This is a genomic window from Chryseobacterium subflavum (assembly GCF_055762745.1).
Map to the genome: position 1 here is coordinate 1,096,369 of NZ_JBVTMR010000001.1, position 25,319 is coordinate 1,121,687.

Annotated in this window: 23 protein-coding genes; 9 read left to right on the top strand and 14 right to left on the bottom strand. The window is 35.9% G+C overall.

What is annotated here, in order from left to right:
* Position 1: 1 nt before the first annotated feature.
* From AC0INN_RS04630 to AC0INN_RS04650, 5 genes are all read right to left on the bottom strand, one after another.
* Complete coding sequence (locus AC0INN_RS04630) at positions 2-1,408, bottom strand: M28 family peptidase (protein WP_172283340.1); 1,407 nt, start codon at positions 1,406-1,408, stop codon at positions 2-4.
* A gap of 56 nt (positions 1,409-1,464) precedes the next feature.
* On the bottom strand, positions 1,465-2,709 hold the full coding sequence (locus tag AC0INN_RS04635; RefSeq protein ID WP_273647798.1) for a DUF1015 domain-containing protein: 1,245 nt from the start codon (positions 2,707-2,709) through the stop codon (positions 1,465-1,467).
* Positions 2,710-2,711: 2 nt separating this feature from the next.
* Positions 2,712-3,677 (bottom strand): D-2-hydroxyacid dehydrogenase, encoded by a 966-nt coding sequence (locus tag AC0INN_RS04640; RefSeq protein WP_306611986.1) that lies wholly within the window; start codon positions 3,675-3,677, stop codon positions 2,712-2,714.
* A gap of 122 nt (positions 3,678-3,799) precedes the next feature.
* Entirely contained in the window at positions 3,800-4,864 is a 1,065-nt protein-coding gene (gene serC, locus AC0INN_RS04645; RefSeq protein ID WP_306611988.1) for a 3-phosphoserine/phosphohydroxythreonine transaminase, read from the bottom strand.
* 120 nt (positions 4,865-4,984) lie between these two features.
* Complete coding sequence (locus tag AC0INN_RS04650; RefSeq protein ID WP_306611990.1) at positions 4,985-5,335, bottom strand: 4Fe-4S binding protein; 351 nt, start codon at positions 5,333-5,335, stop codon at positions 4,985-4,987.
* 59 nt (positions 5,336-5,394) lie between these two features.
* Here AC0INN_RS04650 and AC0INN_RS04655 point away from each other — a divergent pair, with 59 nt between their 5' ends.
* The 4 genes from AC0INN_RS04655 to AC0INN_RS04670 all read left to right on the top strand — a co-directional run bounded on the left by AC0INN_RS04655 (position 5,395) and on the right by AC0INN_RS04670 (position 8,127).
* On the top strand, positions 5,395-6,429 hold the full coding sequence (locus tag AC0INN_RS04655; protein ID WP_172283333.1) for an aldehyde dehydrogenase family protein: 1,035 nt from the start codon (positions 5,395-5,397) through the stop codon (positions 6,427-6,429).
* A gap of 24 nt (positions 6,430-6,453) precedes the next feature.
* Positions 6,454-6,909 (top strand): peptidylprolyl isomerase, encoded by a 456-nt coding sequence (locus AC0INN_RS04660; RefSeq protein WP_306611992.1) that lies wholly within the window; start codon positions 6,454-6,456, stop codon positions 6,907-6,909.
* A gap of 29 nt (positions 6,910-6,938) precedes the next feature.
* Positions 6,939-7,625, top strand: coding sequence for a Bax inhibitor-1/YccA family protein (locus AC0INN_RS04665; RefSeq protein WP_172283329.1), 687 nt, complete (start codon positions 6,939-6,941; stop codon positions 7,623-7,625).
* A gap of 133 nt (positions 7,626-7,758) precedes the next feature.
* Complete coding sequence (locus tag AC0INN_RS04670) at positions 7,759-8,127, top strand: VOC family protein (protein WP_306611995.1); 369 nt, start codon at positions 7,759-7,761, stop codon at positions 8,125-8,127.
* 123 nt (positions 8,128-8,250) lie between these two features.
* Here AC0INN_RS04670 and AC0INN_RS04675 read toward each other — a convergent pair whose 3' ends face one another.
* The 5 genes from AC0INN_RS04675 to AC0INN_RS04695 form a co-directional block, all read right to left on the bottom strand.
* A complete protein-coding gene (locus tag AC0INN_RS04675; RefSeq protein WP_027375263.1) occupies positions 8,251-8,499 on the bottom strand; it encodes a DUF6952 family protein in 249 nt (82 codons plus the stop codon).
* A 2-nt stretch (positions 8,500-8,501) separates the two neighbouring features.
* Positions 8,502-8,807, bottom strand: coding sequence for a thioredoxin family protein (locus AC0INN_RS04680; RefSeq protein WP_306612007.1), 306 nt, complete (start codon positions 8,805-8,807; stop codon positions 8,502-8,504).
* A gap of 61 nt (positions 8,808-8,868) precedes the next feature.
* Positions 8,869-9,501, bottom strand: a complete 633-nt coding sequence (locus AC0INN_RS04685; RefSeq protein WP_172283316.1) for a peroxiredoxin — start codon at positions 9,499-9,501, stop codon at positions 8,869-8,871.
* Positions 9,502-9,650: 149 nt separating this feature from the next.
* A complete protein-coding gene (locus AC0INN_RS04690; RefSeq protein ID WP_306612009.1) occupies positions 9,651-12,590 on the bottom strand; it encodes a M16 family metallopeptidase in 2,940 nt (979 codons plus the stop codon).
* A 12-nt stretch (positions 12,591-12,602) separates the two neighbouring features.
* Positions 12,603-13,796: a pyridoxal phosphate-dependent aminotransferase gene (locus AC0INN_RS04695; RefSeq protein ID WP_172283312.1), complete on the bottom strand. Its 1,194-nt coding sequence runs from the start codon at positions 13,794-13,796 to the stop codon at positions 12,603-12,605.
* A 121-nt stretch (positions 13,797-13,917) separates the two neighbouring features.
* On the opposite strand from AC0INN_RS04695, the gene AC0INN_RS04700 reads away from it, so the two are divergent.
* The 5 genes from AC0INN_RS04700 to AC0INN_RS04720 all read left to right on the top strand — a co-directional run bounded on the left by AC0INN_RS04700 (position 13,918) and on the right by AC0INN_RS04720 (position 19,677).
* Entirely contained in the window at positions 13,918-15,255 is a 1,338-nt protein-coding gene (locus AC0INN_RS04700) for a M20/M25/M40 family metallo-hydrolase (protein ID WP_306612012.1), read from the top strand.
* An 87-nt stretch (positions 15,256-15,342) separates the two neighbouring features.
* Positions 15,343-15,978 carry a 16S rRNA (guanine(527)-N(7))-methyltransferase RsmG gene (rsmG, locus tag AC0INN_RS04705; protein ID WP_273647805.1) on the top strand — a complete coding sequence of 212 codons (636 nt, stop codon included), beginning with the start codon at positions 15,343-15,345 and terminating at the stop codon, positions 15,976-15,978.
* Positions 15,979-16,040: 62 nt separating this feature from the next.
* Positions 16,041-16,445 (top strand): hypothetical protein, encoded by a 405-nt coding sequence (locus tag AC0INN_RS04710; RefSeq protein WP_306612015.1) that lies wholly within the window; start codon positions 16,041-16,043, stop codon positions 16,443-16,445.
* Positions 16,445-16,981, top strand: a complete 537-nt coding sequence (locus tag AC0INN_RS04715; protein ID WP_306612017.1) for a DUF922 domain-containing protein — start codon at positions 16,445-16,447, stop codon at positions 16,979-16,981. The genes AC0INN_RS04710 and AC0INN_RS04715 overlap by 1 nt, the downstream gene beginning before the upstream one ends.
* Complete coding sequence (locus AC0INN_RS04720; RefSeq protein ID WP_273647808.1) at positions 16,978-19,677, top strand: PD-(D/E)XK nuclease family protein; 2,700 nt, start codon at positions 16,978-16,980, stop codon at positions 19,675-19,677. The genes AC0INN_RS04715 and AC0INN_RS04720 overlap by 4 nt, the downstream gene beginning before the upstream one ends.
* A gap of 110 nt (positions 19,678-19,787) precedes the next feature.
* On the opposite strand, the gene AC0INN_RS04725 is transcribed toward AC0INN_RS04720, so the two are convergent.
* The 4 genes from AC0INN_RS04725 to AC0INN_RS04740 form a co-directional block, all read right to left on the bottom strand.
* Positions 19,788-21,731 carry a T9SS type A sorting domain-containing protein gene (locus tag AC0INN_RS04725; protein WP_273647809.1) on the bottom strand — a complete coding sequence of 648 codons (1,944 nt, stop codon included), beginning with the start codon at positions 21,729-21,731 and terminating at the stop codon, positions 19,788-19,790.
* A gap of 161 nt (positions 21,732-21,892) precedes the next feature.
* The gene (locus AC0INN_RS04730) at positions 21,893-23,071 is read right to left on the bottom strand and encodes an acyl-CoA dehydrogenase family protein (RefSeq protein ID WP_273647810.1); all 1,179 of its coding nucleotides are present in this window, start codon (positions 23,069-23,071) and stop codon (positions 21,893-21,895) included.
* Between the two features lie 159 nt (positions 23,072-23,230).
* Entirely contained in the window at positions 23,231-24,022 is a 792-nt protein-coding gene (locus AC0INN_RS04735) for an NUDIX hydrolase (protein ID WP_172283297.1), read from the bottom strand.
* A 22-nt stretch (positions 24,023-24,044) separates the two neighbouring features.
* On the bottom strand, positions 24,045-25,235 hold the full coding sequence (locus tag AC0INN_RS04740) for an MFS transporter (RefSeq protein WP_273647811.1): 1,191 nt from the start codon (positions 25,233-25,235) through the stop codon (positions 24,045-24,047).
* Positions 25,236-25,319 lie beyond the last annotated feature (84 nt).

A 25,319-nucleotide genomic window follows, 5' to 3' on the forward strand; every position in this document is an offset into this window, starting at 1 on the left:
ATTACCAATTTTTATCAATCATGAAAATCATTTGTGTCATAGCGACAGCTCCCAGGAGAAGCTCTCTTTTGTTTACTTTATCAAAAGTATCTTCGGAAGAGTGGTGGTAGTCAAAATAACGCTGAGTATCTACGACTAATTCCGCAAGTGGGATATCCAGTTTTTTTAATGGTGAAATGTCTTGTATAGCGTAGGTTTGATCGAAATCATACACTCCATAAGGGAGAAAATAGTTTTTCCAATCAAATATCAATCTTCTTCGCTGTGGAGCCATATCCAATGAAAACCCTCTTGGAGAGTAGCCTCCCGAATCCGTACCTAAAGCAAAAATGTGTTTTTCATCTTTCTTTTTCACATAAGCAGCGTAGCCTTCTCTTCCCTGGCCACCGTTTTCACTATTGGCGTACAGGACAACTCTTATGGTGTGGTTGTTATCAATTCCTAAAGCTTTAATTGCTCTTAATACTTCGAGGCACTGTACGACTCCTGTGCCGTCATCATGAGCTCCTTCTGCAAAATCCCATGAATCCAGCTGTGCTCCTAAAAGGATTACCTTAGAATCTTTCTTTCCCGGAATTTCTCCGATGATATTATGATTGATCGTTTCTCCTTTTGATTCTGCAGACATATTAAGCTTTGCCTTGACAGTCTGTTTTTTTAACAATTTTTCCAGTTCATTGGCTGATTTTGCGCCTATGGTTACTGCTGGTATTTTTACTCTGTCATCGGGTTCATAATAGATCATTTTGGCGTGGGGAACATCATCAGATGCTGTAGTGAGAGATCGGATGATCAGGCCTTTCGCCCCTTTCTTGCCAATTACAGAAGCGGAGAGCAATTTAGATTTTGCAGAAATAAGATAGGAATCTACAGTATTGATGATCTTCTGGTCAATGGGAGAGTTCACAAAAATGATTTTATCCTTTACCTGAGCTGAAGTAAGAGCATTGAGTTCCGGAATATCATTCACAAGCAAAATATCTGCTGTAAGGTCTTTACCGCCTGTTCCTTCAGAGTTTCCGAAAGAAAGCATTCTGATATTTTTCCACTCTCCATTGTTGGTTTTTATCTGTAAAGATTCCTTTCCCCTGATCCATACTGGTACTTTAACTTCCTGCTTCCATATATTTTCGGCACCTGCTTCTTTCAGCTTTTTTTCTGCCCATTCTGTAGCTTTTGTATAACCCTGTGTAGCACTGAAACGAGGACCTATACCTTTAGTTAATTCTCCTAAATTCTCGTAGGCAGTACCATTGATTAAGATTTCATCAGAGATCTGTTTAAATTCATCTGCGTAGTTGAATTTGGCTGTGGTTAATTTTTTCTGAGGCTTTTTTTGAGTTTTTTTTTGAGAAAATAAAAATCCACTCAAAAAGAGTGGAAGTATGATAATGAATATTTTTTTCATTTTTTGATTTACCTTTTCTTTTCCGTGCATAAAAGTAGGAAAAAAAAGGAAATAATTTAAGGTTTCATGTCGTACATTAAGAGTGCTGTAACCAATTTCGGTTCAATAAATGTACATTTTGGAGGCATACTCAATTTAAGATCTGAAATTTTAATCATATCGTTAAAACTTACCGGATAAATTCCAAAACCTACTCGTCCTTCACCGTTGTCTATTTTCTCTTTTAGAATAGTGATACCTTCAAGATTGGAAGTTCCCTTTACATAGGAAATTTTATCTGAACTATCAGGATCTTCTATCTTCAATATGTTTTTAAAGATGTATTTGTCCAATAAATGGTGGTCAAGGTTATCCAATGACATTTCCTGGGAACGAAGGTCATGCTTCACGTGCAGCGAATAAAATTTACCGTCCAGATACATCGAAATATGGAATTTCTGAGAAGGGTAGTATGGGGTTTCTTCTTTTTCGTGAATCAGGAAATAATGTTCAAGCTGTTTTAAGAAATCGTCAGCAGATAAGTCGTTAATATCACTTACAATTCTGTTGTAATCATGGATTTTAATGGACTGATTGGACACGATAAAGCTGAATACAAAATTATAGGCTTCAGTACCGTTGTGTCTTTTATTTTTATCTTTCTGATGCTTTGCATTCAATGCTGTGGAACCAATTCTGTGGTGACCGTCGGCAATATAAAAAGAATCTATCTGCTCGATGACCTCCTTGAATTGCTGTAATTTAAGACGGTTGTCTATTCTCCAGATTTTGTGTCTGATCCCTTTAGAGTCAACGTGGTTGAAGATCGGCACGTTTTTCTCCTCATGGTTCATAAGAAGCTCCACTTTGGAATTGGCAGGGTAGGTAAGAAGTACCGGTTCTGCCTGTAAGTTTACTTTTTCAAGATAATGTGCCAGCTTTTCCTTCTTCTGGGGGATGGTACTTTCATGTCTTTTGATTTTTCCGTTCCAAAAATCTTCAAGACTTGTTAGACCAAGTAATCCTCTGAAAACCTGTTTGTTGGGGTAGATCTGTTCATAAAGATAGTATGCAGAACTGTCCTGAACGAGTTTTTTCTCTTCCAGAAGTTCTTCAAACGTAGAACGGATCTTCCTTAGGTTCCGGTCAATATCTTTTGATTTACTTACAACATAGGGCTTTATCATATTGATGTAAGTATTTTCAACCTGAGCTTTTTCTGCAATTTCCTCTTGGGTGAAATTGTCTAATGGATGGGTAGGAAAAGTTTGCTCAAGATCTTTATGAGGTCTAATTCCGCGAAATGGTTTAAAAACAGGCATATTTATTTTATAGTTTCTTTTTGTAGCTTAATAATTTGTTCTGCAAGTTCTGCCCCGATCTTTTCCTGGGCATCCACTGTATTGCCTCCTACATGAGGAGAAAGAGACAAAGATGGATTCATCAGTAAGATCAGTTCAGGAGTAGGTTCATTTTCAAAAACATCCAGTGCAGCTCCCGCCACTTTTCCGGATTCAATGAAATCAAGAAGGGAAACTTCATTGATTACCCCACCTCTTGCAGTATTTACGATATAAACACCATCTTTCATTTTCTCGAACTGATCGGTGTCTATAATATATTCATTGGTTTTAGGAGTATTGATACTTATAAAATCAGTGTCCTTATAGAAAGAATCAGAATCGTTGGTAGATGTAATTTCAAAATCCAGGGTTTGTCCGTCAAAAAAAGATAACGAAAGGGTCTTTGTTTTAGGTTTTCTCGTCAATACCTTAACCTTCATTCCTAATGCAATTCCCATTTTCACTACTTCCTGACCAATACTTCCAAAACCAATCACGCCTAATGTCTTTCCCGAAAGCTCATAGGCATTGCTGAATGACTTTTTCATTGCATCAAAATGAGTTTCTCCTTCCAAAGGCATTAATCTGTTCGATTCGTGAAGAAACCTTGCTAAGGAAAAGAAATGGGCAAATACCAGCTCGGCTACTGACTTAGAAGAAGCTGTAGGGGTATTGATGACTTGTATTCCTTTGCTTTTGGCATATTCTACATCAATATTATCCATTCCGATCCCGCCTCTTCCAATGATCTTCAAACCCGGGCAGGCATCAATAAGATCCTGTTTTACTTTGGTGGCACTTCTTACCAGTAGAACATCAACATTATTTTCGTTAATAAAATTGATGACATGATCCTGCGCAACACGGTTGTTCAGAATTTCAATTCCAGCTTCTTTTAAAGCGAGTTCTCCTGCTTTGGAAATTCCATCGTTAGCTAAAACTTTCATACTTTCTTTTATTTAAAAATCTAAAGATTTGAAAAATTTAAATATTTAAAATTGGTTCGCAAATTAATAAAATTATAATTAGCATTATAATCTTTCAATTCTTCAATTTTTTAATGCCTCAATTATTTAATGGATTTCATCACATCAACAAGAACCTGAACACTTTCAATAGGCAAGGCATTGTATAGACTTGCTCTGTAACCTCCAAGGCTTCGGTGTCCGTTTAATCCATTGATTCCTGCTGCTTTCCATGCATTATCAAAAGCTTCTTTTTTAGACTCATCGACTAATCTAAAAGAAACATTCATCAGTGAACGATCCTCTTTTACACAGAACGTTTCAAACAAAGGATTGTTATCTATTTCATCGTAAAGAAGTTTAGCTTTAGCCTCATTTCTTTTTTCTGCTGCTGCAATTCCTCCGTTTCTTTCAAGATACTGAAGTGTTAATAAAGATGCATATACCGGGAAAACCGGTGGTGTATTATACATTGATTCTTTACTGATGTGCTGTTCATAATCAAAATAAGAAGGCATGTTTTCTCTTCCTGTTTTTCCCAGGATTTCTTTTTTTACAACAACCAGTGTTACACCTGCAGGTCCCATATTTTTCTGAGCTCCAGCATAGATTAAATCGAATTTAGTAAAATCCAGTTGTCTTGAAAAAATATCTGAGCTCATATCGCAAACCATCAATGTATCCACTTCGGGAAACGATTTCATCTGAGTTCCATAAATAGTATTGTTGGATGTGCAATGGAAGTAATCATAATCTGAAGAAACAGTATAGTCCTTTGGGATGAAAGAGTAATTTTCCTCTTTTGAAGAACCTACAACATCTACAGTTCCTACTTTTTTAGCTTCCTTTATAGCTCCGGCAGCCCAAGTTCCTGTATCCAGGTAAGCAGCTTTACCACCTACTTTCATAAGGTTGTAAGGAACCATTGCAAACTGTAAGCTAGCACCACCACCTAAATATAATACTTCATAATCATCACCCAGGTTCATCAGCCTTTTTACAATGGCACGTGCTTCGTCCATCACCGCAACAAAATCCTTACTTCTGTGAGAAATTTCAAGGATAGATAACCCGATACCGTTGAAATCAAGAATAGCTTCTGCTGATTTTTGAAATACCTCTTCTGGTAAGATACATGGTCCTGCGCTGAAATTGTGCTTTTTGCTCATATTTTTATTTTTTTGGTTGTACAGGTGTTTTTAGAACCTGTGGTTTCACTTTATATTCTTAAATAGATTTATAGAAATTATAATTAAAAAGCCGTCTCATAATTGATGAGACGGCATTTTTTATTCACCGTGTAAGAACGCTTTTTTATTTAGTAGTGCTTCTTCGGATTCTACATGGTCTTCATCCGGAACACAGCAATCTACAGGACAAACTGCAGCACATTGTGGTTCTTCGTGGAATCCTTTACACTCTGTACATTTATCAGTAACAATAAAATAAACATCATCACTTACAGGTTCCTGAGGTGCATCCGCATCTATCGTTAATCCTGATGGCAATGTTACAGTACCACTTAACTCAGTACCTTCGGAAGCTTTCCAGTCTACGGCTCCTTCATATATTGCATTATTCGGGCATTCCGGTTCACAGGCTCCGCAATTAATGCATTCATCAGTTATTTTAATAGCCATCGCTAATTTTTTTTAAATTTGCACAAAATTACAAAATATTCCCCAATTTTGCAGTAATTATGAATATCGAAAATCAAGTTTTAGGACTTATTAAACTAAGTGATTATATAAGAGCGTATTTAGCAAAAAGTACGGAGGAGTTCAACGAAAGTGATTCTGAATTTGAATTATTGTTGAGAAAGTCGGAAATAGAGAATCCGTGGTTTACTATTGATAATCAGAAATTTGCTTTCCGGCAATGGGCTGAATTGCTTACCGAAACGAATATAAAGGATTGGCTTAAAGACTATTCTGCATCTGAAACTTCAAAGCGGGTAGGGCTTATTCTGGCGGGAAATATTCCTCTTGTAGGTTGGCACGATGTGATCTCTGTTGTATTAAGCAATCATATTCCGGTGATCAAATTATCGTCAAAAGATCAATATATAATTCCTTTTTTATTAAAAAAATGGAGGGAATTTTCTGATAATAACGTGGAGTACGAATTTGTTGAAAGATTAGACAATTTTGATGCTGTAATTGCTACAGGAAGCAATAATACCGCGAGGTACCTGGAATACTACTTTAAAAATCATCTGAATATCATTCGTAAAAACAGGACATCGGTTGCTGTTCTGAAAGGAGATGAAACAGAAGAAGAGCTTAAGCTTCTCGCTAATGATATTTTCCAATATTTCGGATTAGGATGCAGAAATGTCACGAGGATTTTAATTCCTGAAGATTTCCTGATCGACAGGCTTTTTGAAAGTTTTATCGATCATAAAGATATCATCAATCATCATAAGTATGCTAATAATTATGATTATAACCGCGCAATTTATCTATTGAACCAGGATAAGTTCTGGGATAATAATTTTGTGATGTTAAAAGAAGACGATAAATTGTTCAGTCCTCTTTCTGTTATCAATTTCAGCAGGTATTCTTCAATGGATGAAGTGAGAAATTTTATTGCGGAAAATGAAGAAAATATCCAATGTATTGTGGCTAAAGATGAATTAGGATTAGACTCTATTCGTTTTGGAGAAGCCCAGAATCCGGGACTGAATACATATGCAGATAATGTGGATACCATGAAGTTCCTGGAAATAGTCTAACTTTAAGCCACCAAATCTCATAGTATGAAAAAATTGCTTTTTACCATAAGCCTCTTTACCGCGTCATTTTTATTTTCACAAAAAGTTGTAGGCTTAAAAATTCAAAATGATAACAGAAAGGAATCAACAGTAGAGCTTGATAAGGATAAAATTGCATTATATAATGAAAAGTATTTTGCATTTATACAGGCTCTGAAAACTTCTGCTGATCGTGCAACAATCGATGGTTTACTTTCTGAAAAGGTAAAGACCCTCGTGACTGATAAGGTATTGCAGAAGCTTAAAGACGGGATTCAGCTGGAGAAAAAAGCTGAAGTCTTTAAATCAGGTCATCAGACGTTGATGGATGGAGTAAGCTATCCTTTTATTCAGTATAAATATTCTGATGATAAATCCCCTTTGCCAAAAGATCTCATTACTGTTTTATTTGAGGAAGATGGCAGGATTATTGGAGTAAAACCTCTCGAGAAAAATAAATAAATTCATTATATTTAAAGAAAATATAAATTATGATTAAAGACGTTTTAGTAGCACAGTCTACCGATGTAGAGAAGGCTGCTTTTTACAAAAAAACCTATTTGCATGTTGCGCTTTCTATCCTTGCTTTTATTGGGGTTGAAACGATCTTATTGAAAACAGTTCCACAGGAGCTGATTTTTATGATGTTTGCTCAGAAGTATGCATGGTTATTGATTATCGGTGTTTTCTGGCTTGCTTCCGTTTTGGCAGCCAAATGGTCGTTGTCGCAAAGCAAATCAACACAATATTTAGGGCTTGGATTTTATGTTTTATTGGAAGCTGTTATTTTCCTGCCTTTGATTTATATTGCAATGGTATACTCTGGGCCTAATGTTATTTTTCAGGCGGCTATGTTAACCATCGCTATGTTTGCTGGTGTATCGGCCGTAGCATTTACCTCCAAAAGGGACTTTTCATTCCTGAGAAACATCATTGTGATTGGTGGATTTATAGCAATTGGCCTTATTGTAGCCGGAATGATTTTCGGGTTCAATCTTGGACTTTGGTTTTCTGTAGGTATGGTGATTCTTGCTTCTGCAACCATTCTATACCAGACAAGTAAACTTAAAGATTCTTATGCTACAGATCAATATGTTGGTGCGGCTCTTCAACTTTTCGCTTCAATCATGCTTTTATTCTGGTATGTTTTAAGCATCCTGATGAGCAGAAGAAGCTAAATAATCAACACAATATATTTGAAAGATCCCGATGTTATGCATCGGGATCTTTTAGTATATCAAAGTCTTAAAAAATACAGGATGTCAATTTTTTCGTATTTTGGGTGCAACAACTTAATACCAAAACTTAATTATGGAAACAAAATTTGAAGGAGGAGTTAATATTGCCATAAAAATTCCTAAAAACAAATACGAACAAACGATCTCTTTTTATAAAGATATTCTCAAAATGGAGGTTGAAGAGAAGACTATCGACAACCCGACAGTATCAAGAACTCACGAAGTGAAGTTTGGCGGAAATACAGTGTGGCTTGATTGTGTGGATAATTATACCCATTCCGAAACATGGCTTGAGCTTAATGTCCCTAATGTACCGGCAGCGATATCTCATCTCAAGAATCATCATGTAGAAACATGTGATGAATTTGAAAAAATCCCTGATAATATGCATTGGATCACAGATCCGGCAGGGACGGTTTTTATCATTAAACAGTGTGATTGATATTGTCAAAGGATGTAAACTAAAAAAAATCCTGATGTATTATCATCGGGATTTTTAGTATTTAGACATCAGGTTATCTAATCTTTAAATACTTTAATCTTTTAATTTTAAAATAAATTAAAACTATTTATCTATAGATCCTAATACCTTTTGTGCAAAAGAGTTTAAAGCATCTTTTTCGCTCATTCCGTTCTGAACATTAGCGTGAACTTCTAACGCTCCACAGATATTGGTAATAAGCTCTCCTGCTACATTTAAATCTTCTTCACTTGTTCCTCTGAATTCACTGAAGCTTTCCAATACTTCAAGGGTCTTTTCCAGGTTTTCAGGGGTCTGATTCTGATAAAATTGTCTGATTACGGGTAACTTCATAATTATAATTCGTTGAAAAGGTTAATTAAACTTTCTGCCTGATTGGATTGAACCTGGTTAACAAGCACTCCGTTTTTAAAGATTGCAAACGTAGGAAGATTATCTACTTTAGCCAGTTTTCTGCTTTCAGGTAATTTCTCAGCGTCTACATAAAGAAATGGAATTGCTTCATTTTCAGAAGCCAGTTTTTTGAACTTTGGTTTCATAATTCTGCAGTTTCCGCACCATGTAGCACCGTATTGAACGACTACTTTTTCATTATCGTTTACTATATTCTGTAATGTATCTTCTGTTAACTCTGTGTACATAATTGTTGTGATTTTAATTTAAAAAAAATGGGGTCTGAAAACTCAAACCCCATTATTATTTTTAGTTTTTAGCTAAATATTCAGCGGTTGAATTTCTGTCAGCTTTCATAGCCTCTTTACCTTCTTCCCAGTTTGCAGGACAAACTTCTCCATGCTTTTGAACGTGAGTATAAGCATCTATTAGTCTTAGATATTCTTTCACGTTTCTTCCAAGTGGCATATCGTTTACAGACTCATGGAAGATTTTTCCTGTTTCGTCGATAAGATATGTTGCTCTGTAAGTTACATTAGAACCTGTAAAGCTTTCATTTCCTTCTTCATCGTATTCGAAATCCTGATCTACAATTCCTAAGATGTTTGCTAATTGTCTGTGAGTATCAGCTAAAAGAGGGTAAGTTACACCTTCGATACCTCCATTGTCTTTTGCAGTGTTCAACCATGCAAAGTGTACTTCGTTAGTATCACATGAAGCTCCGATTACTTTAGTGTTTCTTTTTTCGAATTCACCTAAAGCATCCTGAAAAGCATGGAGCTCTGTAGGGCAAACAAAAGTGAAATCTTTTGGATACCAGAATAAGATAACTTTCTCCTGATTTTTAGTCGTTTGTTCAAAAATGTTGATTCTTAAATCATCACCCATTTCAGACATCGCATCGATTGTTAGATTCGGGAATTTTTTTCCTACTAAAGACATAATTTTTCTGTTTTTATATTTAAATTTTCTGTTGCAAATATAGGAATGATTTGTCTATCGAACAAATGTAAATCGATTAATAAAATCTATAATTGTTTTCAAACCGATAGAAAGAAAAAAGCTCTGAATTCAGAGCTTTTTCATTATATTTAGTAACCGAAAATTTCGTTTAAGTTGAGTTTTTTTACCTCTCCTAATTTTTTCATGTCGGCTTCGTTTACTTTGTCCTGAGATGCTACAATACAGTAGGTGAAATTTTTACCTTTCATTTCCTTATCGTGGAAACTGTTAATGTCTGCAAATGACAGTTTAGGAGCCTGATCATAAACATTCTTTCTGATATCAGTAGAATTGCCCAGCTTTTGAGCTCTTAAATAAGTAAAGATGATTCCGTCCTGGGTGATTCTTTCCGAAGCGATAGATTTCTTTAAACCACTTTTAGCTGTTTCAAATAGTTGTTGAGACTGCGGTAAAGTAGTGAGAAGCTCATTCATCGCTGTAGTGGACTCATTGAATTTATCTGCCTGAGTTCCTACATAAGCAGTAATCATATCTTTATCTTCTTTTTTGCTTGGAAGAGAGAAGTAAGAATAAGTAGAATAAGCCAGGGCTTTGGATTCTCTTATGGTCTGGAATACAATTGATCCCATTCCACCTCCGAAATAATTATTGAATAAGCTTACCGTAGGAGTAATCGTTGCATTGTATTGCTCTCCGTTTCTTACCCAGAAAACTTCAGCCTGAACCATATCATAATGAGCAAATAATACTTTGGTCTTATCTGTTGGTACCTGGGTGAAAGTTTTAGACTTCGGCATATCTTTTAAGGTAGCCGGAAGCTTGTGGATGGGAGTGAGGGATGCAACGGCTTCACTTCCGGATTTCGGACCGTAATACAATACTTTGTGTTTGTAGTTGAACAAATCGTGAAGTATTTTGATCAGGTCTTCTGCTTTTAAGGCATCAAGTTCTGCATCTGTCAATACATTATTAAATGGATTTTGAGGGCCATATTGTGCGTAGCTTCTCAATCCAGCCATGATGCTGCCTTTATTCTGTTTTGCATTGGCTCTCGCTTTTTTCAATCTTGCTTTATAAGAATCTAAAGCAGCCTGGTCAGCTTCACAGTTTTTGATCAGGTCTTCGAATAAAGCTAATGTTTTATCAAAATTTTCGCTGAGACCTTCTATGGTTACATAGGTTTCCTCATTTCCGGCACCTACGCTGAAACTTGATGCAAGTTTATAGAATTCCTTGCTGATGGTTTCGGACGATTTATTTTTGGTTCCGAGGTATTGAAGGTATTCTGCTGCCAAAGGAAGCATTTTGTTGTTCCATTTTCCTGAATCGAAGTGATAATACAGCCTGAATAATTCATTATCTGTATTTTTTACAGAAAGAACATCAATACCGCCTAATTTATTTTTTGCGATGTCTTTATCGAAATTCAGCCAAACCGGTGCGATAGCCGACTCAGGCATTTCGTTGATCTTTTTCAGGAAAGGAGACTGGTCGTCCCTGTTTACAGAAACAGGAGTAATTGTAGGCTTATCTACTTTTACAATGTTTTTATCTTCTCCTTTTCTCTTATAGATGGCAACGTAATTGTTGTCCTGAAGATATTTGGAAGCAAAGTCCATGATATCTTTTTTAGTAAGTTTCGATATCTCTTCTACATATTCCAAAGCTGCTTTGTGGTCAATATCAGAAGTGAACTCATCCATTAAAGTACTTGCTCTTGAAGAGTATTTTTCATTATTCTGAATGATATTCTTCCTTTCGTTATTTACGATAGATTGTATAAGATCATCAGAGAATTCTCCCTTTCTTAATTTATCAATCTCCTGCAGTAACAATGTTTTAACCTGATCTAAAGATTGACCTTCTGTAGGGTTTCCTTGCAGGAAGAGAACAGAGTAGTCTTTTAAAACATAAGGGAAAGCATAGGCAGCTAATAATTTTTGTTTTTTCACAAGATCAAGGTCAATAAGTCCCGCTTGCCCGTTAGTTAGCATGCTTCCTATCAGATTCAGAAGTCTGGCATCTCTTGTTGTCGCTCCCGGAAATCTGAAGCCTATCGTAATGTTTTCTGGGTTAGGGCCAAATACTTCTTTAGTGATCGGTGCAGTAATAGGCTGCTCCTGCCCAACAGTGTAAGCAGGAATCTCCTTAGGTTTCATATAGGAGAATTCCTTATCGATTTTAGCGATCATTTCATCAGGATTAAAATCTCCAGACATTATGATTCCCATGTTGTTAGGAACATAATAATTGTTAAAATATTCTCTGATTGCTTTTAGGGAAGGGTTCTTTAAGTGTTCAACGGTTCCGATCGTAGTTTGTTTCCCGTAATTGTTATTTGGAAATATGGCCGCGAACATCGCTTCATAAACTTTTCTTGAATCATTATCCAGGCCGCGGTTCTTTTCTTCATAAACTGCTTCCAGCTCCGTATGGAAAAGCCTTAAAATTGGTTGTCTGAATCTTTCTGCCTGAACAGCTAAGAATTTATCGGTAACATTTGAAGGGATGTCTTCCGTATACACCGTTTGTTCAAATGATGTAAAAGCATTGGTGCCATCTGCTCCCATTCCTGACATCATCTTATCATATTCATTGGCAATGGCATATTTCGCTGCCTCTCCGGATACTTTGTCTATTTCTTTGTAGATCTCTTTTCTCTTGGCTTCATCTTTTGTCTGATTGTATTTTTCATACAATGCATCGATCTGATCCAGCAGAGGTTTTTCTTTTGCCCAGTCTTTGGATCCGAACTTGTCGGTACCTTTAAAAAGCATGTGTTCAAGGTAATGGGCTAAACCTGTATGATCAGCAGGGTCGGTTTTGCTTCCTGCTTTGGTAGCAATATACGTCTGGATTCTTGGGTCCTTTTTGGTTGGACTTAAAATAACAGTTAAGCCGTTTTTCAGTTTATAATATCTTGCGGCGGTTGGGTCATTGGTTACATATCGGTAAGTATAACCGTTGGCCGTAGCTTCTTTCCACTGGAAATCCTGTGCATGAACATAGCCCGTAAAACTAGCTGCTGCAATGCTTGTTGCAATAGTGATTCTCTTTAATAAATTCATCGGTTGGTATTGTTAGTTAAATTTTTCTAATAATTCCTTGATTCTTCTCATGGCCTCTCTTAGATCATCTTCTGATGCAGCATAAGAGAATCTGATGCATTCAGGGCTTCCAAAGGAAACACCACCAACGCATCCTACATGGGCATTTTCTAAAATAAACATAGCAAAATCATCAGCATCTTTAATTTCGGTTCCGTTCAAAGTTTTGCCTATATAGTAAGAAATATCCGGAAAGAAATAGAAGGCTGCTTTAGGCAAAAGAACCTTAAATCCCGGGATTTCAGTGATCAGATCATAGACAAGATCTCTTCTTTTTTTGAAGGCATCGATCATGTATCTGTATTCTGAAGGATCTGTTTTCAGAGCAGTAATAGAAGCTCTCTGGGCCATTGTATTGGCTCCGCTGGTCATTTGCCCCTGAACTTTTTCACAAGCTTTCGCCAACCATTCAGGACATGCGGAATATCCTATTCTCCAGCCTGTCATCGCAAAAGCTTTGGACATTCCGTTGATTACGGCTGTTTGCTCATATACTTCAGGAAACTGGGCTATAGATGCTGTTTTAGTTTCATAGTTGATAAACTCGTAGATTTCATCAGAAATCACAGTAACATGAGGGTATTTAGCAATGACTTTAGCCAGGGATTTTAATTCGTCGTAAGTGTAATATCCACCGGAAGGATTACAAGGTGAACTGAATAAAACAGCTTTGGTTTTATCTGTAATCGCTTCTTCCAGCTGTTCGGCAGTGATTTTGAAATCAGTTACATAAGAGGTTGGAACCATAACGGAATTTCCGCCCATCATTTTTACCATTTCGTCATAACTTACCCAATACGGTGTTGGAAGGATCACTTCATCTCCGTCATTGATGATGGCAGCCAGAACATTTAAAATAGCTTGTTTGGCACCATTGGAAACACATATTTGTGTAGGTTTATATTCTAAATGATTATCTCTTTTTAATTTGTATGCAATGGCTTCACGAAGCTCCAGAAAGCCCGGAACAGGAGAGTAATGACTGTAATTTTGATTAATAGCATCAAAAGCCGCTTGTTTTATATTGTCGGGAACATCAAAATCCGGTTCGCCAAGTGTTAAGCTGATAACGTCTATTCCGTTGGCTTTCATTTCTCTAGCCTTATTAGACATTACAAAAGTCTGCGAGTATCCAAGTCTTTTTACTCTATCTGAAAGTTTGTCCATGTAATATTTTTGTATTGTAACAAAAATATATAATAAAACTTAATTTAAATATAATATTAAAATAAAAAAAGCTTCTCAAGCTGTACGTTTTGTATATTTAAATCATCTTACATTTAATCTTATGAAATATTCTGTTCTTCTGCTGTTGATTCCGTTTATAGGTTTTTCACAAATACCTGAAAAAGACGGTGAAATAAAAAAATATGTTTCCGAGGTAAACTCAGATTCCCTGAAAAGTTATATCAACAGTCTTGTAAGTTTTAATACAAGACATACGTTAAGCAAGATAAATGATCCGGAAAATGGGATAGGAGCGGCAAGAACCTGGGTTTTAAGTAAGTTTAAAGAATTTGCAAAAAATTCAGGGGGAAGAATGGAAGTTTATTTGCAGCAGCAAGATATTCAGCCGGATGGAAAAAGGGTAGATCAGGTGACTAACCTTGGGAATGCGTGTGCTTTTTTAAGGGGGACTGACCCTGATGACAAAAGGGTTTTCCTGATTTCAGGACATCTAGATTCTCGTGTTATGGATGTAATGAACAGGACATCGTTTGCTCCAGGGGCAAATGACGATGGAAGTGGAGTAAGTGCTGTGATAGAAGCGGCAAGGGTTCTCAGCAGATCCAAGTTTCCGGCATCTGTTATTTTCGTTGCTTTTTCCGGAGAAGAACAGTCGCTGCTTGGTTCTAAATTACTGGCAGAGAAAATGAAAAAGGAGAATGTGCAATTAGAAGCTGTTTTGAATAATGATATGATAGGAAATGCCAAAGCGGGAGAGACTGGTGAAATCAATGATCACACACTGCGGGTGTTCAGTGAAGGATTACCTTATGCTGACCTGGATAAAAAAGCTTTGGGATTAAGAAATCTGGGCTTGGAAAATGATGGCGAATCCCGTCAGTTAGCGAGATACATTAAGGAGGTTGCTGAAAAATATGTGAAAAAACTTGAAGTAAAGCTGATCTACAGAAATGACAGGTTTTTACGTGGAGGAGATCATTCGAGCTTTGTGAACTATGGATTTCCTTCTGTAAGATTGACGGAATATTATGAAAATTATGATCATCAGCATCAGGATATAAGAAAAGAAAATAATAAGCAATATGGTGATCTTCCTGAGTTTATTGACTTTAATTATTTGCGAAAGAATGTAGCTGCCAATGTTGCTGTATTAGCCAGTCTTGCTAAATCTGCATCAAAGCCCGAGCAGGTTGAAATAGAAGTTAAAGAACTTACCAACTCTACTGTTCTGCATTGGAAAAAACCAAAATCAGGACTGGCTGCAGGCTACTATGTGTTAGTGAGAGAAACAGATAATCCTTTGTGGCAGAAGAAAATATTTACCAAGGAGCTTTCACTGAAAATCCCGCTCTCAAAAGACAACTATATTTTTGCAGTACAAACCGTGAATACAAGCGGAAACGTAAGTGTACCGGTGATACCGGCTATTGCAAAATAATCTTATTGGCTTAAAAACCCTGATTTAGGCGACTTAATTTGAATACAACGTGAAATAAACTTATTTTTGCAAATTATAATAATTCTTATGTCTATATCGTTACTATTAAAATATTTTCCGGATCTCACAGAAAATCAGATACAACAATTTACTCAATTGGAAAGTCTCTATAATGAGTGGAATGAAAAGATCAATGTGATTTCCAGAAAAGATATGGAATCTTTATATGAAAAGCATATCCTGCATTCATTAGGGATTGCTAAAGTAATGGAGTTTTCTCCCGGAACCCGGGTTCTTGATATTGGAACGGGAGGTGGTTTTCCCGGAATTCCTTTAGCTATTTTATTTCCGGATTCTCAATTTACACTCATAGATTCCATCGGTAAGAAGATCAGTGTTGTAAATGCTGTTGCAGAAGGAGTAGGACTTACTAATGTTACTGCAATCCATGGTAGAGCTGAGAAATTAAAAGAAAAATTTCACTTTGTAGTGAGCCGGGCGGTTACTCAAATGCCTGAATTCCTAAGATGGTTGAAAGGTAAATTTGAAAAAGAACAATTTAATGCGAAGCATAATGGGGTGCTATATCTGAAAGGAGGAGATCTCGCTGAAGAACTTGCCGGTTTGAAGTGTGAAATTTATAATCTTAATACTTATTTTAAAGAAGAGTTTTTTGATACCAAAAAAGTAGTTTATTTATCGAAAGGAAATTTTAATTCTTAATTTTCGTTAACAAAGGAATAATTTTTGCTAAATATTTATTAATAATCGAAAAATATTGTGTTATGAAAAGACTTTTAAATATTGGGTTTTCTGCAATAATTTTAGGGATAGTTGTTACTTCCTGTCATGATGATGATTATGAATCCATACAATCTATTGATAAGGTAAAAATTGATAGTGTAAAAATTTCTAAAGACACGATGAACGTTTTTGATATTCAGCATATAAAAACTTATTCTTCTTATGTGTCACAATGTGAAGGCTTCTATGGCTATGATTACATTCACAGTGATAATTTAACCAGAACGGTTACTGCTTATAAATTCCGAACTGATGCTCAATGTTCACAATCTACCCACCAGGGTATGAATCAGATCAATTTCAATCCTCAGCAGACCGGAACTTATACCTTTAAATTCTGGCAGGGAACGAACAGCTGGATCACCAAAACCATCGTAGTGAAATAATGAAGTGGACCATCTTTATTTGTCTTTTGGTATCCGTTCAGATATTCGGTCAGAAAATTATCTGGAAAGAAGATCAGAAGCTTACCTGGGATGATTTTAAAAGTCCGGTGAGCAGAAAAAGCAATAAAGATGTGGTTGCCTATACCCATTGTGGTTGGGAATATTCCGTTGTCACTTCCTCCAACCCTGCATCTCCTGTGAAAATTGAAGTTCTAACTATTTTCAATAAAGATAAGTCGTGGAAAGATGTCAAAAGGATTAATGATTATGTGTTACTCCACGAGCAAAAGCATTTTGATATTGCTGAACTATATGCCAGAAAGCTTCGGAAAGAAGTAATGGAAAAAATTAAAACCGCAGGTGATTACCAGAAAAAATTCAAAGCTATTTATGACAGGGTGTTGCATGAATACAGAGATTTCCAGATTGCCTATGACAAAGAAACACAAAATGGAATGAATAAGGAAAAGCAAGCTGAATATAATACCAGTATAACGGAACAGTTAGACCAATTAAATAGCTATAAAAAGTCTTGAAATTTCTCAATAAAATCATTCACGAACTCTTAGCCCAAAATACAGATTTATCCGTATTTAATATTGTTATTCCCGGAAAAAGACCCATTGTTTTTATCCGTCAGATCCTTGAGGAAAATAATTATTCAGGATTTCTGCCCAACTTTTATACGATAGAGGAACTTATTGACCGTATTGCGGATAAGCAACCCATTCAGGGGATTGCCCTGTGGCTTTTTGCGTTTGATGTCTATAAAAGTCTTAACCTGATTCCCAACGATAATTTCTCTGACTTTCTGAAGTGGTTTCCTACTTTACAAAAAGACTGGGATGATATTTTGAAATTTTCAGATAGTGATGAAGTAGTACTCCAGTATATGTTTGATGAAGAGAGGATCAAGGAATGGGCTCAGAATTTAGGAGAAGATGATGATGTTCCAAGGAAAAAGTTCCTTAATTTCTGGAGGAATATGAATATTTTTCTTCCTGTTTTAAAAAAGAAATTACAGGAAAGGAATTGGGCTACTTCAGGAATGATCCATGAAACAGCTAAAGCTAAAATAAACGATTTCGCCAAGGCGACCGACCAGCAGTTTGTATTCTGTGGGTTTAATGCTTTCACTCCGGTGGAAGAAAAGCTGGTGAGGAGTTTGCTCCAATGGGATAAAGGACAGTGCTTTTTCCAGGCGGATCATTACTATTTCGATGATGAAAGACAAGAAGCCGGAAAGTTTCTGAGAAATCATAAGTTGTGGAAGGAGTTTAATGACAGCAGGGCTTTTCAGTGGATCGAAGATGATTTTAACCAACCTAAAAACATCAAAGTTTATGAAGTATCCGGTAATGTAACTCAAACAAAAATACTGCCTGAAATATTCAGTGAAATTGAGAATAAAACCTATTCGAATACTGCATTGGTGCTGCTGGATGAAAATCTGCTTCCGGCAAGTCTGGATGTTATGCATGGTATTGACCATCTGAATATTACCATGGGGTTTCCTCTGAAGAATCTCTCTTTTTCCAATGCTGTCAAACAGCTTTTCTATCTCCAGAAACAATTGGAAAAAAATAAATCCTCATATTATTACAGGGATTTGTTTCCCATCCTCGAAGAGCTCCCGAAATCACCTGAGGATGAACAGATTATCAACCATTTTAAAGCAAGGATAGAAGAGAGAAATATCGTTTATATATCCCAGAAGCTATTACGGGAACTTTTAAGCGGACTCTCTTATTTTCATTTACTTCAAAAGGCAGATTCAACAGGACGATACCTTGACATGCTTATTGATTTTTGTAAGAAGATTAAATGGTTGGAAATAGATGATATCCAATATGAAAATGTTTCCCATTTTGAAAATGCATTCAGGATCATTAAAAATCAGGTGACCCCTTATGATTTTGAGATTAAGATGGAAACGCTTGAAATACTTATTAATCAGCATATTAATTCCGAGAGTATCGACTTTCAGGGAGAGCCTTTAAGAGGATTGCAGATCATGGGATTGCTGGAAACCAGGCTTTTAAATTTTGAGAACGTGATTCTGCTATCTGTAAATGAAGGAAAGCTGCCATTAGGAAATTCGCAGAATACTTATATTCCTTTTGATATAAGGAAGTTCTTTGATCTTCACACCTTTTTGGAAAATGATAGTATTTATGCCTACCATTTTTACAGGCTGATTCAGGATGCTCAGAATGTACATCTTTTATTCAATGCTTTAAGTTCAGGCGTTAATAGTGGTGAAAAAAGCCGTTTTATTACCCAGATTGAAATGGAAAGCTCACACAATATCGAGCACCTGATTATAGAAAATTCCTCCGAACCCATTTCCTCTCAGCCTATTGAAATCAATAAAACGGATATTGTTCTGGAAAGACTTGAAAAATGGAAAGAAAAAGTATCTGCTTCCCATTTGACGAGTTACCTTTATAATCCTATCGATTTTTATTTATCAAAGATTTTAAATACATCGGAAACTGATGAAATCGAAGAAGAATTGTCTGTTAAAAATTACGGAAATCTGGTTCATTATTCACTTCAAGAAATATATGAAGTACTTAAAGGTAAGATATTAAAAGAAAATGATTTAAAAGAATCAATTAAAGCAATAGATCAATATATCGATATAGCAATTGAAAAGCTTAAACACCAGCCGGAATTCTATGAAAAGGGAATGAATTTTATCCATAAAGCAATTGCAAAAAAAGTAATTGAAAGCATTCTTACTTACGATCTGGATCTTGTAAAGTCAGGAAACAAACTGGAAATTATTGCCATCGAAAGAAGGTTTGAGAATGTGGATTTTTATCTGGACGACATCACAAAAGATAAAGTTTCTTTCTTTGGATTTATAGACCGCATAGATCGCCTCAACGGAACTGTAAGGATTATCGATTACAAGACCGCAAAAATTAAAAATCTGATCGTAAAAATTGATGCTGATAATGTAGATGCCTATTTTCATAACAGCGACAGAAAACAGGCTCTTCAGTTGTGTATTTATCAGTATGTAATTCAAAGTCTTCCTGAATTCTGGGGTTTTCCTGTTGAAACCGGGATCTGGAGTTTCGCAGAGGCAAAAAAAGGGGTTGTTTCCCTGCAATTTGAAAAAGGTGGTATTGATGAAGCTATGAAATCGGTACGTAGTCTTATTCTTGAAATTCTTAACCCTGAGGTTAGTTTTAAAGAAAATATCAAATCATTTACTAATTAAGCTGAATGAATGCTGATGTTCACAGAGTTCTTCCTATAAAAAAAGCTGCCTTATATATGTAATATAAGGCAGCTTTGGAATCAATATAATTTGAAATGAAGAAAGTAATGTTATAATTTTATTTTCTTGTGAATAGTTTTTCCATCAGATAGGGTTACCTGCGTTACATACACTCCCGGCTCCAAAGATTTGGATTCAAAGCTGGAGGCAGTAAGATCCACATTTTGTATTAATGTTCCTGAAATTGAATAAATATGAATGTTTTTCAGGCCATTTTTGGCGCGGACTTTAATCTGATTATTTTGAGAGAATATATCAGTACTGTTTTCTACATTATTTCCGGTGATGCTCTTATTGAACTGAAGACCATAGAATTCTGTTAAGACTTCAAATGTGTAATTTTTTGATTCTAAGGTATTTGTGTTAATTCCGCCTTCTCTTGTATATTCTTTTTGAGGAATTGTTTTAACAAGGCTTCTATTCTCATCAAATATATTAATAGCCATCAACTCATCAGGATTGATCTTTAAACTGATTATATTATTGTTTTCGGAATTTACAATATCCTTTTCGTTAATAGGAGTTGGGGCATTTTTGATATACGAGATCCATTTATTTTCATCGTTTTGAGATACTTTTAGTAGATATACACCATCTTGTAAAGTGCCTAAATTCTGATGAGTTAATGAGTTTCCTTGAGAATTATCTTTGTTAAAATCTTTTATTTCAATCACTTCCATAGATCCTGAATTAGGTTGTATCTGTGACGAATAAAGAGGATTTAGCTTTGGTTGTGAATCAGCGGACTTTGAAGTGATTTTCGCCCATTCATTAAAAAGCCCACCGCTCCTGAGGGTATTAAATTTTGCATTAGATGCCAGAACAAATGGAACTATTCCTCCAACATGTCCCAGAGGGCCCCAGTAAAAAGACTGAAGCTTATATTTATCCAGATCCCACCATGAGTAATAGCCTCTTTGTACATCAATCGTTTTTGATGTATTTTCAGGTGGGATCGCAAGATCTACACTTGAGTGCCCTAAAGTCATAGGCGTTTTGTTATACCAGTCATAAACATCATTTGATTTTAAACAAAGTCTGAGTTTATTATTGTTGTTATTAGTAACGTCATTCACAAAATTATTTGTGAAAAGTTTTCTCCAGATGAGAGGTCCCCATAATAACCCTCCATTATCCTGCAGGACATGATAATTATACTTATCCATATATTCCGCGGAGATAACCTCTGAAATACTGGTGTTATATGTTTTATATCCTATGTTGTTACAGGTATTTACTACGTTGGCCAGGAAAGAAGTAAATGGATAGACATCTTTTTCTAAAACCCCTTTTTGCAGTGTAACTCCTGAAAAATCATACGGCCCGTCACCCATGTAGGCATACTTGAATTTCAATTGAGTGGGATTCGAATCGTTCAGCTTTTTTAAAGTAGACATTGCAGCGTGTGCTCCCTGGGAATATCCTGTCAGAAAATATTCATCATAACGCTTTATCCCTAACTGTGCTAATACTTTATTGGCAGCTGTTACAAAATCGATAGTTGCGCTGGCTTCAGTAGGGTAATGGACATAAGGATGAACGCCATCACCACTTCCCATTCCCACATAGTCCGGAGCCATAAGGATATATCCATTCAGTACATAGGATAATTCAACAACAAATCCTGCGTATAATACACCCCTTAAATTAGAAGGAACATTATTTCTGCTGTCTGTTGTTCCATGGTCGGAAACAACGGTAGACAGTTTGTAGTTAACGTTAGGGTACATAACCAGACCGGTTGCTTTTACCAGTGTATTGTTTTCATTTTTAGTGTAGTAAGTAATTTTGTACGCTTTCAAACCCACGTTAAATCCATTAAGATAACTTACAAAATCAGGAGCATTTTGTTCTCCAAGGTTATTGGCGATAAAATTGATAACTCCCTGGGGAGTTAAATCCAGCTTTTGTTCAAAACTGGCTACGTCTCCTGCCTGCTGAGAAAAGTAAAATGGAGCAGCAAGTCCAAGCAATAAAAGAGTAATTTTTTTCATAATGACAATTTTTGGTTAGGTTAATATAGAATTTTTAAAAATTAAATTCACCTTGTTGAGATATCAATAATTATTCATTGAATAGTAGTATTGCAATTATTACAAAATAAAAGCGTCCGGTCAGCTGACCGGACGCTTTATACATCTCTATTATTTTATACTTAGAAAGCATTAATACCAGTAATATCCATTCCGGTAATTAACAGGTGAACATCGTGGGTTCCCTCATAAGTAATTACCGATTCAAGGTTTGCAGCGTGTCTCATCATTGGGAATTCCCCCATGATTCCCATTCCTCCTAAAATCTGACGGGATTCTCTGGCGATATCTATAGCCATTTTTACGTTATTTCTTTTAGCCATTGAAATCTGTGCAGGACTTGCTTTGTGATCGTTTTTAAGATTTCCTAACTGTAAACAAAGCAATTGTGCTTTTGTAATTTCTGTCAAAAATTCAGCTAATTTTTTCTGTTGTAGCTGATAAGATCCGATTGGATTGCCAAATTGTTTTCTCTCTTTAGAATACTGAACAGCAGTACAGTAGCAGTCAATTGCTGCCCCGATTACTCCCCAGGAAATCCCGTATCTTGCCGAGTTAAGGCAAGAAAGAGGTCCCTTTAATCCCGTTACTCCAGGAAGAAGGTTTTCTTTTGGAACCTTTACATTATTGAATACCAATTCTCCGGTTTTAGAAGCTCTCAAACTCCACTTATTATGTGTTTCAGGAGTCGTAAATCCTTCCATTCCTCTTTCAACGATTAATCCCTGAATTTTTCCTTCTTCATTTTTAGCCCAAACTACCGCAATATCGCATAAAGGAGAGTTTGTGATCCACATTTTCGCACCATTCAGAAGATAATGATCTCCCATATCTTTAAAATAGGTTTCCATAGAGCCGGGATCTGATCCATGGTTAGGCTCCGTTAATCCAAAAGATCCGATCATGTCTCCGGATGCCAGCTGAGGAAGGTATTTTCTTTTCTGTTCCTCAGAACCAAATTCATTAATAGGAAACATCACCAAAGAACTTTGTACAGAAGCGGCAGAACGAACTGCTGAATCTCCTCTTTCCAATTCCTGCATGATAAGACCATAAGAGATCTGATCTAATCCGGAACCACCGTATTCTACCGGAATGTATGGACCAAGCGCACCTATTTTCCCTAATTCTTTCATTAAACCAGGTAAATCTGTATGATTTTGAGCAGCATGATCTATCTGAGGCATTACAAAGCTTTCTACCCAATCCCTTATAGATTGGCGGATTAGCTTGTGTTCTTCGGTAAGTAAGGCATCAATTCCGTAATAGTCAGGAATACTTGTAAGAGGATAATATGACATTTTTTAAATTTTCCTAAAAATAGCATTTTTCGCGATTTCAGAAAAATTTTTTTTGCTTGCTTTATTTCAGCCTATTTTTTTAATGTACCTGCAGGACATATAGAATTACGCCAACTTTTTAGGATGACGATAATCTAAGCTTTAAATAAGAACGTTGAATTATTCCTCTTCCTCTTCGTTGGAAATAGGATAGTGGTTGGCGGAATTATGGATTTTATTCTTAAATTTATAGAGATAAGGCGCTTTGTTGGCAGAGCCATCATATAGTTTTTCCAGTCTTTCAAGAATATTTAGGCTTAATATTTTACGCTGAAAATTATTCCTTCTGAATTTCTGGCCTAAAATGGTTTCGTACAATGACTGCAAGTCCTTCATGGTAAATTTCAACGGTAATAAATTGCTGGCAGCCACCTCGGTATTGATATTCATTCGAAGGTATTCCAATCCTGTTTCAATAATTTTATCATGATCAAATGCCATTTTAGGCAGGTTGTTCACTTCAAACCATTCACAGGTTTCATTAAAAGCGTCCGGAAAAGTATTGGCAAGGGAAAAGTCAATAAGACTGCAATATCCTACAGTGATGAACCTTTGAAATATCCAGTGATTTCTTGGTACTTCTATGCCTTTATTTTTAAGCAGGATCTGGTGGACATTGTTTTCCGTACGGTCTATCCTTCCAAAGGTATGGAACTGTTTCAGGAAAATGTCCTTCAGGTGGGTTCTTTCGTAAAGTACACGTTGAGCAGCCTCTCTCAGATCTTCATCATTAAACACAAATCCGCCGGGAAGTGACCAGAGATCTAAATCATGATATTTTAAGAGCAGAACTTTCAGGATATTATTGTGAAAACCAAATATGGTACAGTCCACTGAAATGTGGGCTACAAAGTCTTTAGTATCAATAAGCTCCTTAAGCGTTTCTTTATTTTTTGAATCCTTGATTTCCATGGGAGTAAAAATAAAATTATTTTCAATATGTTTTTTTAATAAGTTTAAAATAAATCAAACTTATTGAAAAAAGGACAGTTACAATAAATAAAATGTATAGTGGATAGTACGTTAGTAATTGATTTTCAAAGAGTAGTGATATAACGATAGAACTTACTGAACTTCCCAAAGACGAAAAAATAACGATTAATGAAGTAAAAAGATTCGTTTTTTCTTTATCCACCTGAACAATCATTTTGGAATTAAGAACCGGATAGAGAGGAGAAAGAAACAATCCTATAACAGGAAATAAAAATAAAATGACCTTTGAATCTTCAGAATCAAGGTATTGTATTCCTAAAATACCTGCTAACACGAAAATAATAAACAGTAAGCAGAAGATATAATATTTTGAAAGATGAAAACGATGGATAACGTTCGCGGTGATTGTTCTTCCTACATAAGAGAAAAGAGCTAAAAAGGAAGATGCCTGAAGGGCAAAGAACGAATTGACCTTCAAATGGTTTTTATAAAATGAAGGTAACCAGGAATTAAAGCTTTGCTCAACAAATACAATGGAAAAGACAACAACCAGAAATACAACAATAGAAGGAGTTATAAATCCTGACAGGTCGGAAAGAAAGGTTTTATTTTCAAAATTCTTTTCCGGTTCAGCGATCTCCAATCTTGAAAACAAAATAATGGTAACAAAGGAGAGGAAGGAAATTCCGATAAACCCAAACTTCCAGTATTCCGAATATTGACTGGAGATCAGCCACCCAAACCCCGTATTGACCACAAAGATCCCGATCATGAATGATGCTTCTACATTACTCATGGTTTTGGTAAGGGATTTTTCATCGGAAATATTATTTCTGATAATTCCGAAAACACAAATCTTCCCTATGGCAAAGCATGTCCCTATAATAGCAAACCAAAGCTTATAAAACCAGAATACTTTTACGAAGGGGAGAATTGATGAACAGATTCCTACAATAATCAGAGCAAAGATCAAAGCTTTTTTTGTCCCGATTCTGCTTATAAAATTGACGGCAAAAAGAGAAAAAAAGGCAATTGGTAAATCTTTGAAAGATTCTAAAAGTCCCAATTTTTCATAAGTGATTTTGGCTTCGGAAAGTTGCAAGATAACAATACCCATGCAGTTTAAGACCATAGAGAAAATGAGGAAGGTAAGTTTTAACGGAAGTGAAATATTGTGAAGCTTGCTCGTCATTTTGGGGATTAATTTTATTAAATTTTTATGAGTTTTTATGAAATTTTAATCAAAAAAAAGGGCTTTGAACCCCCAAAAATAAAA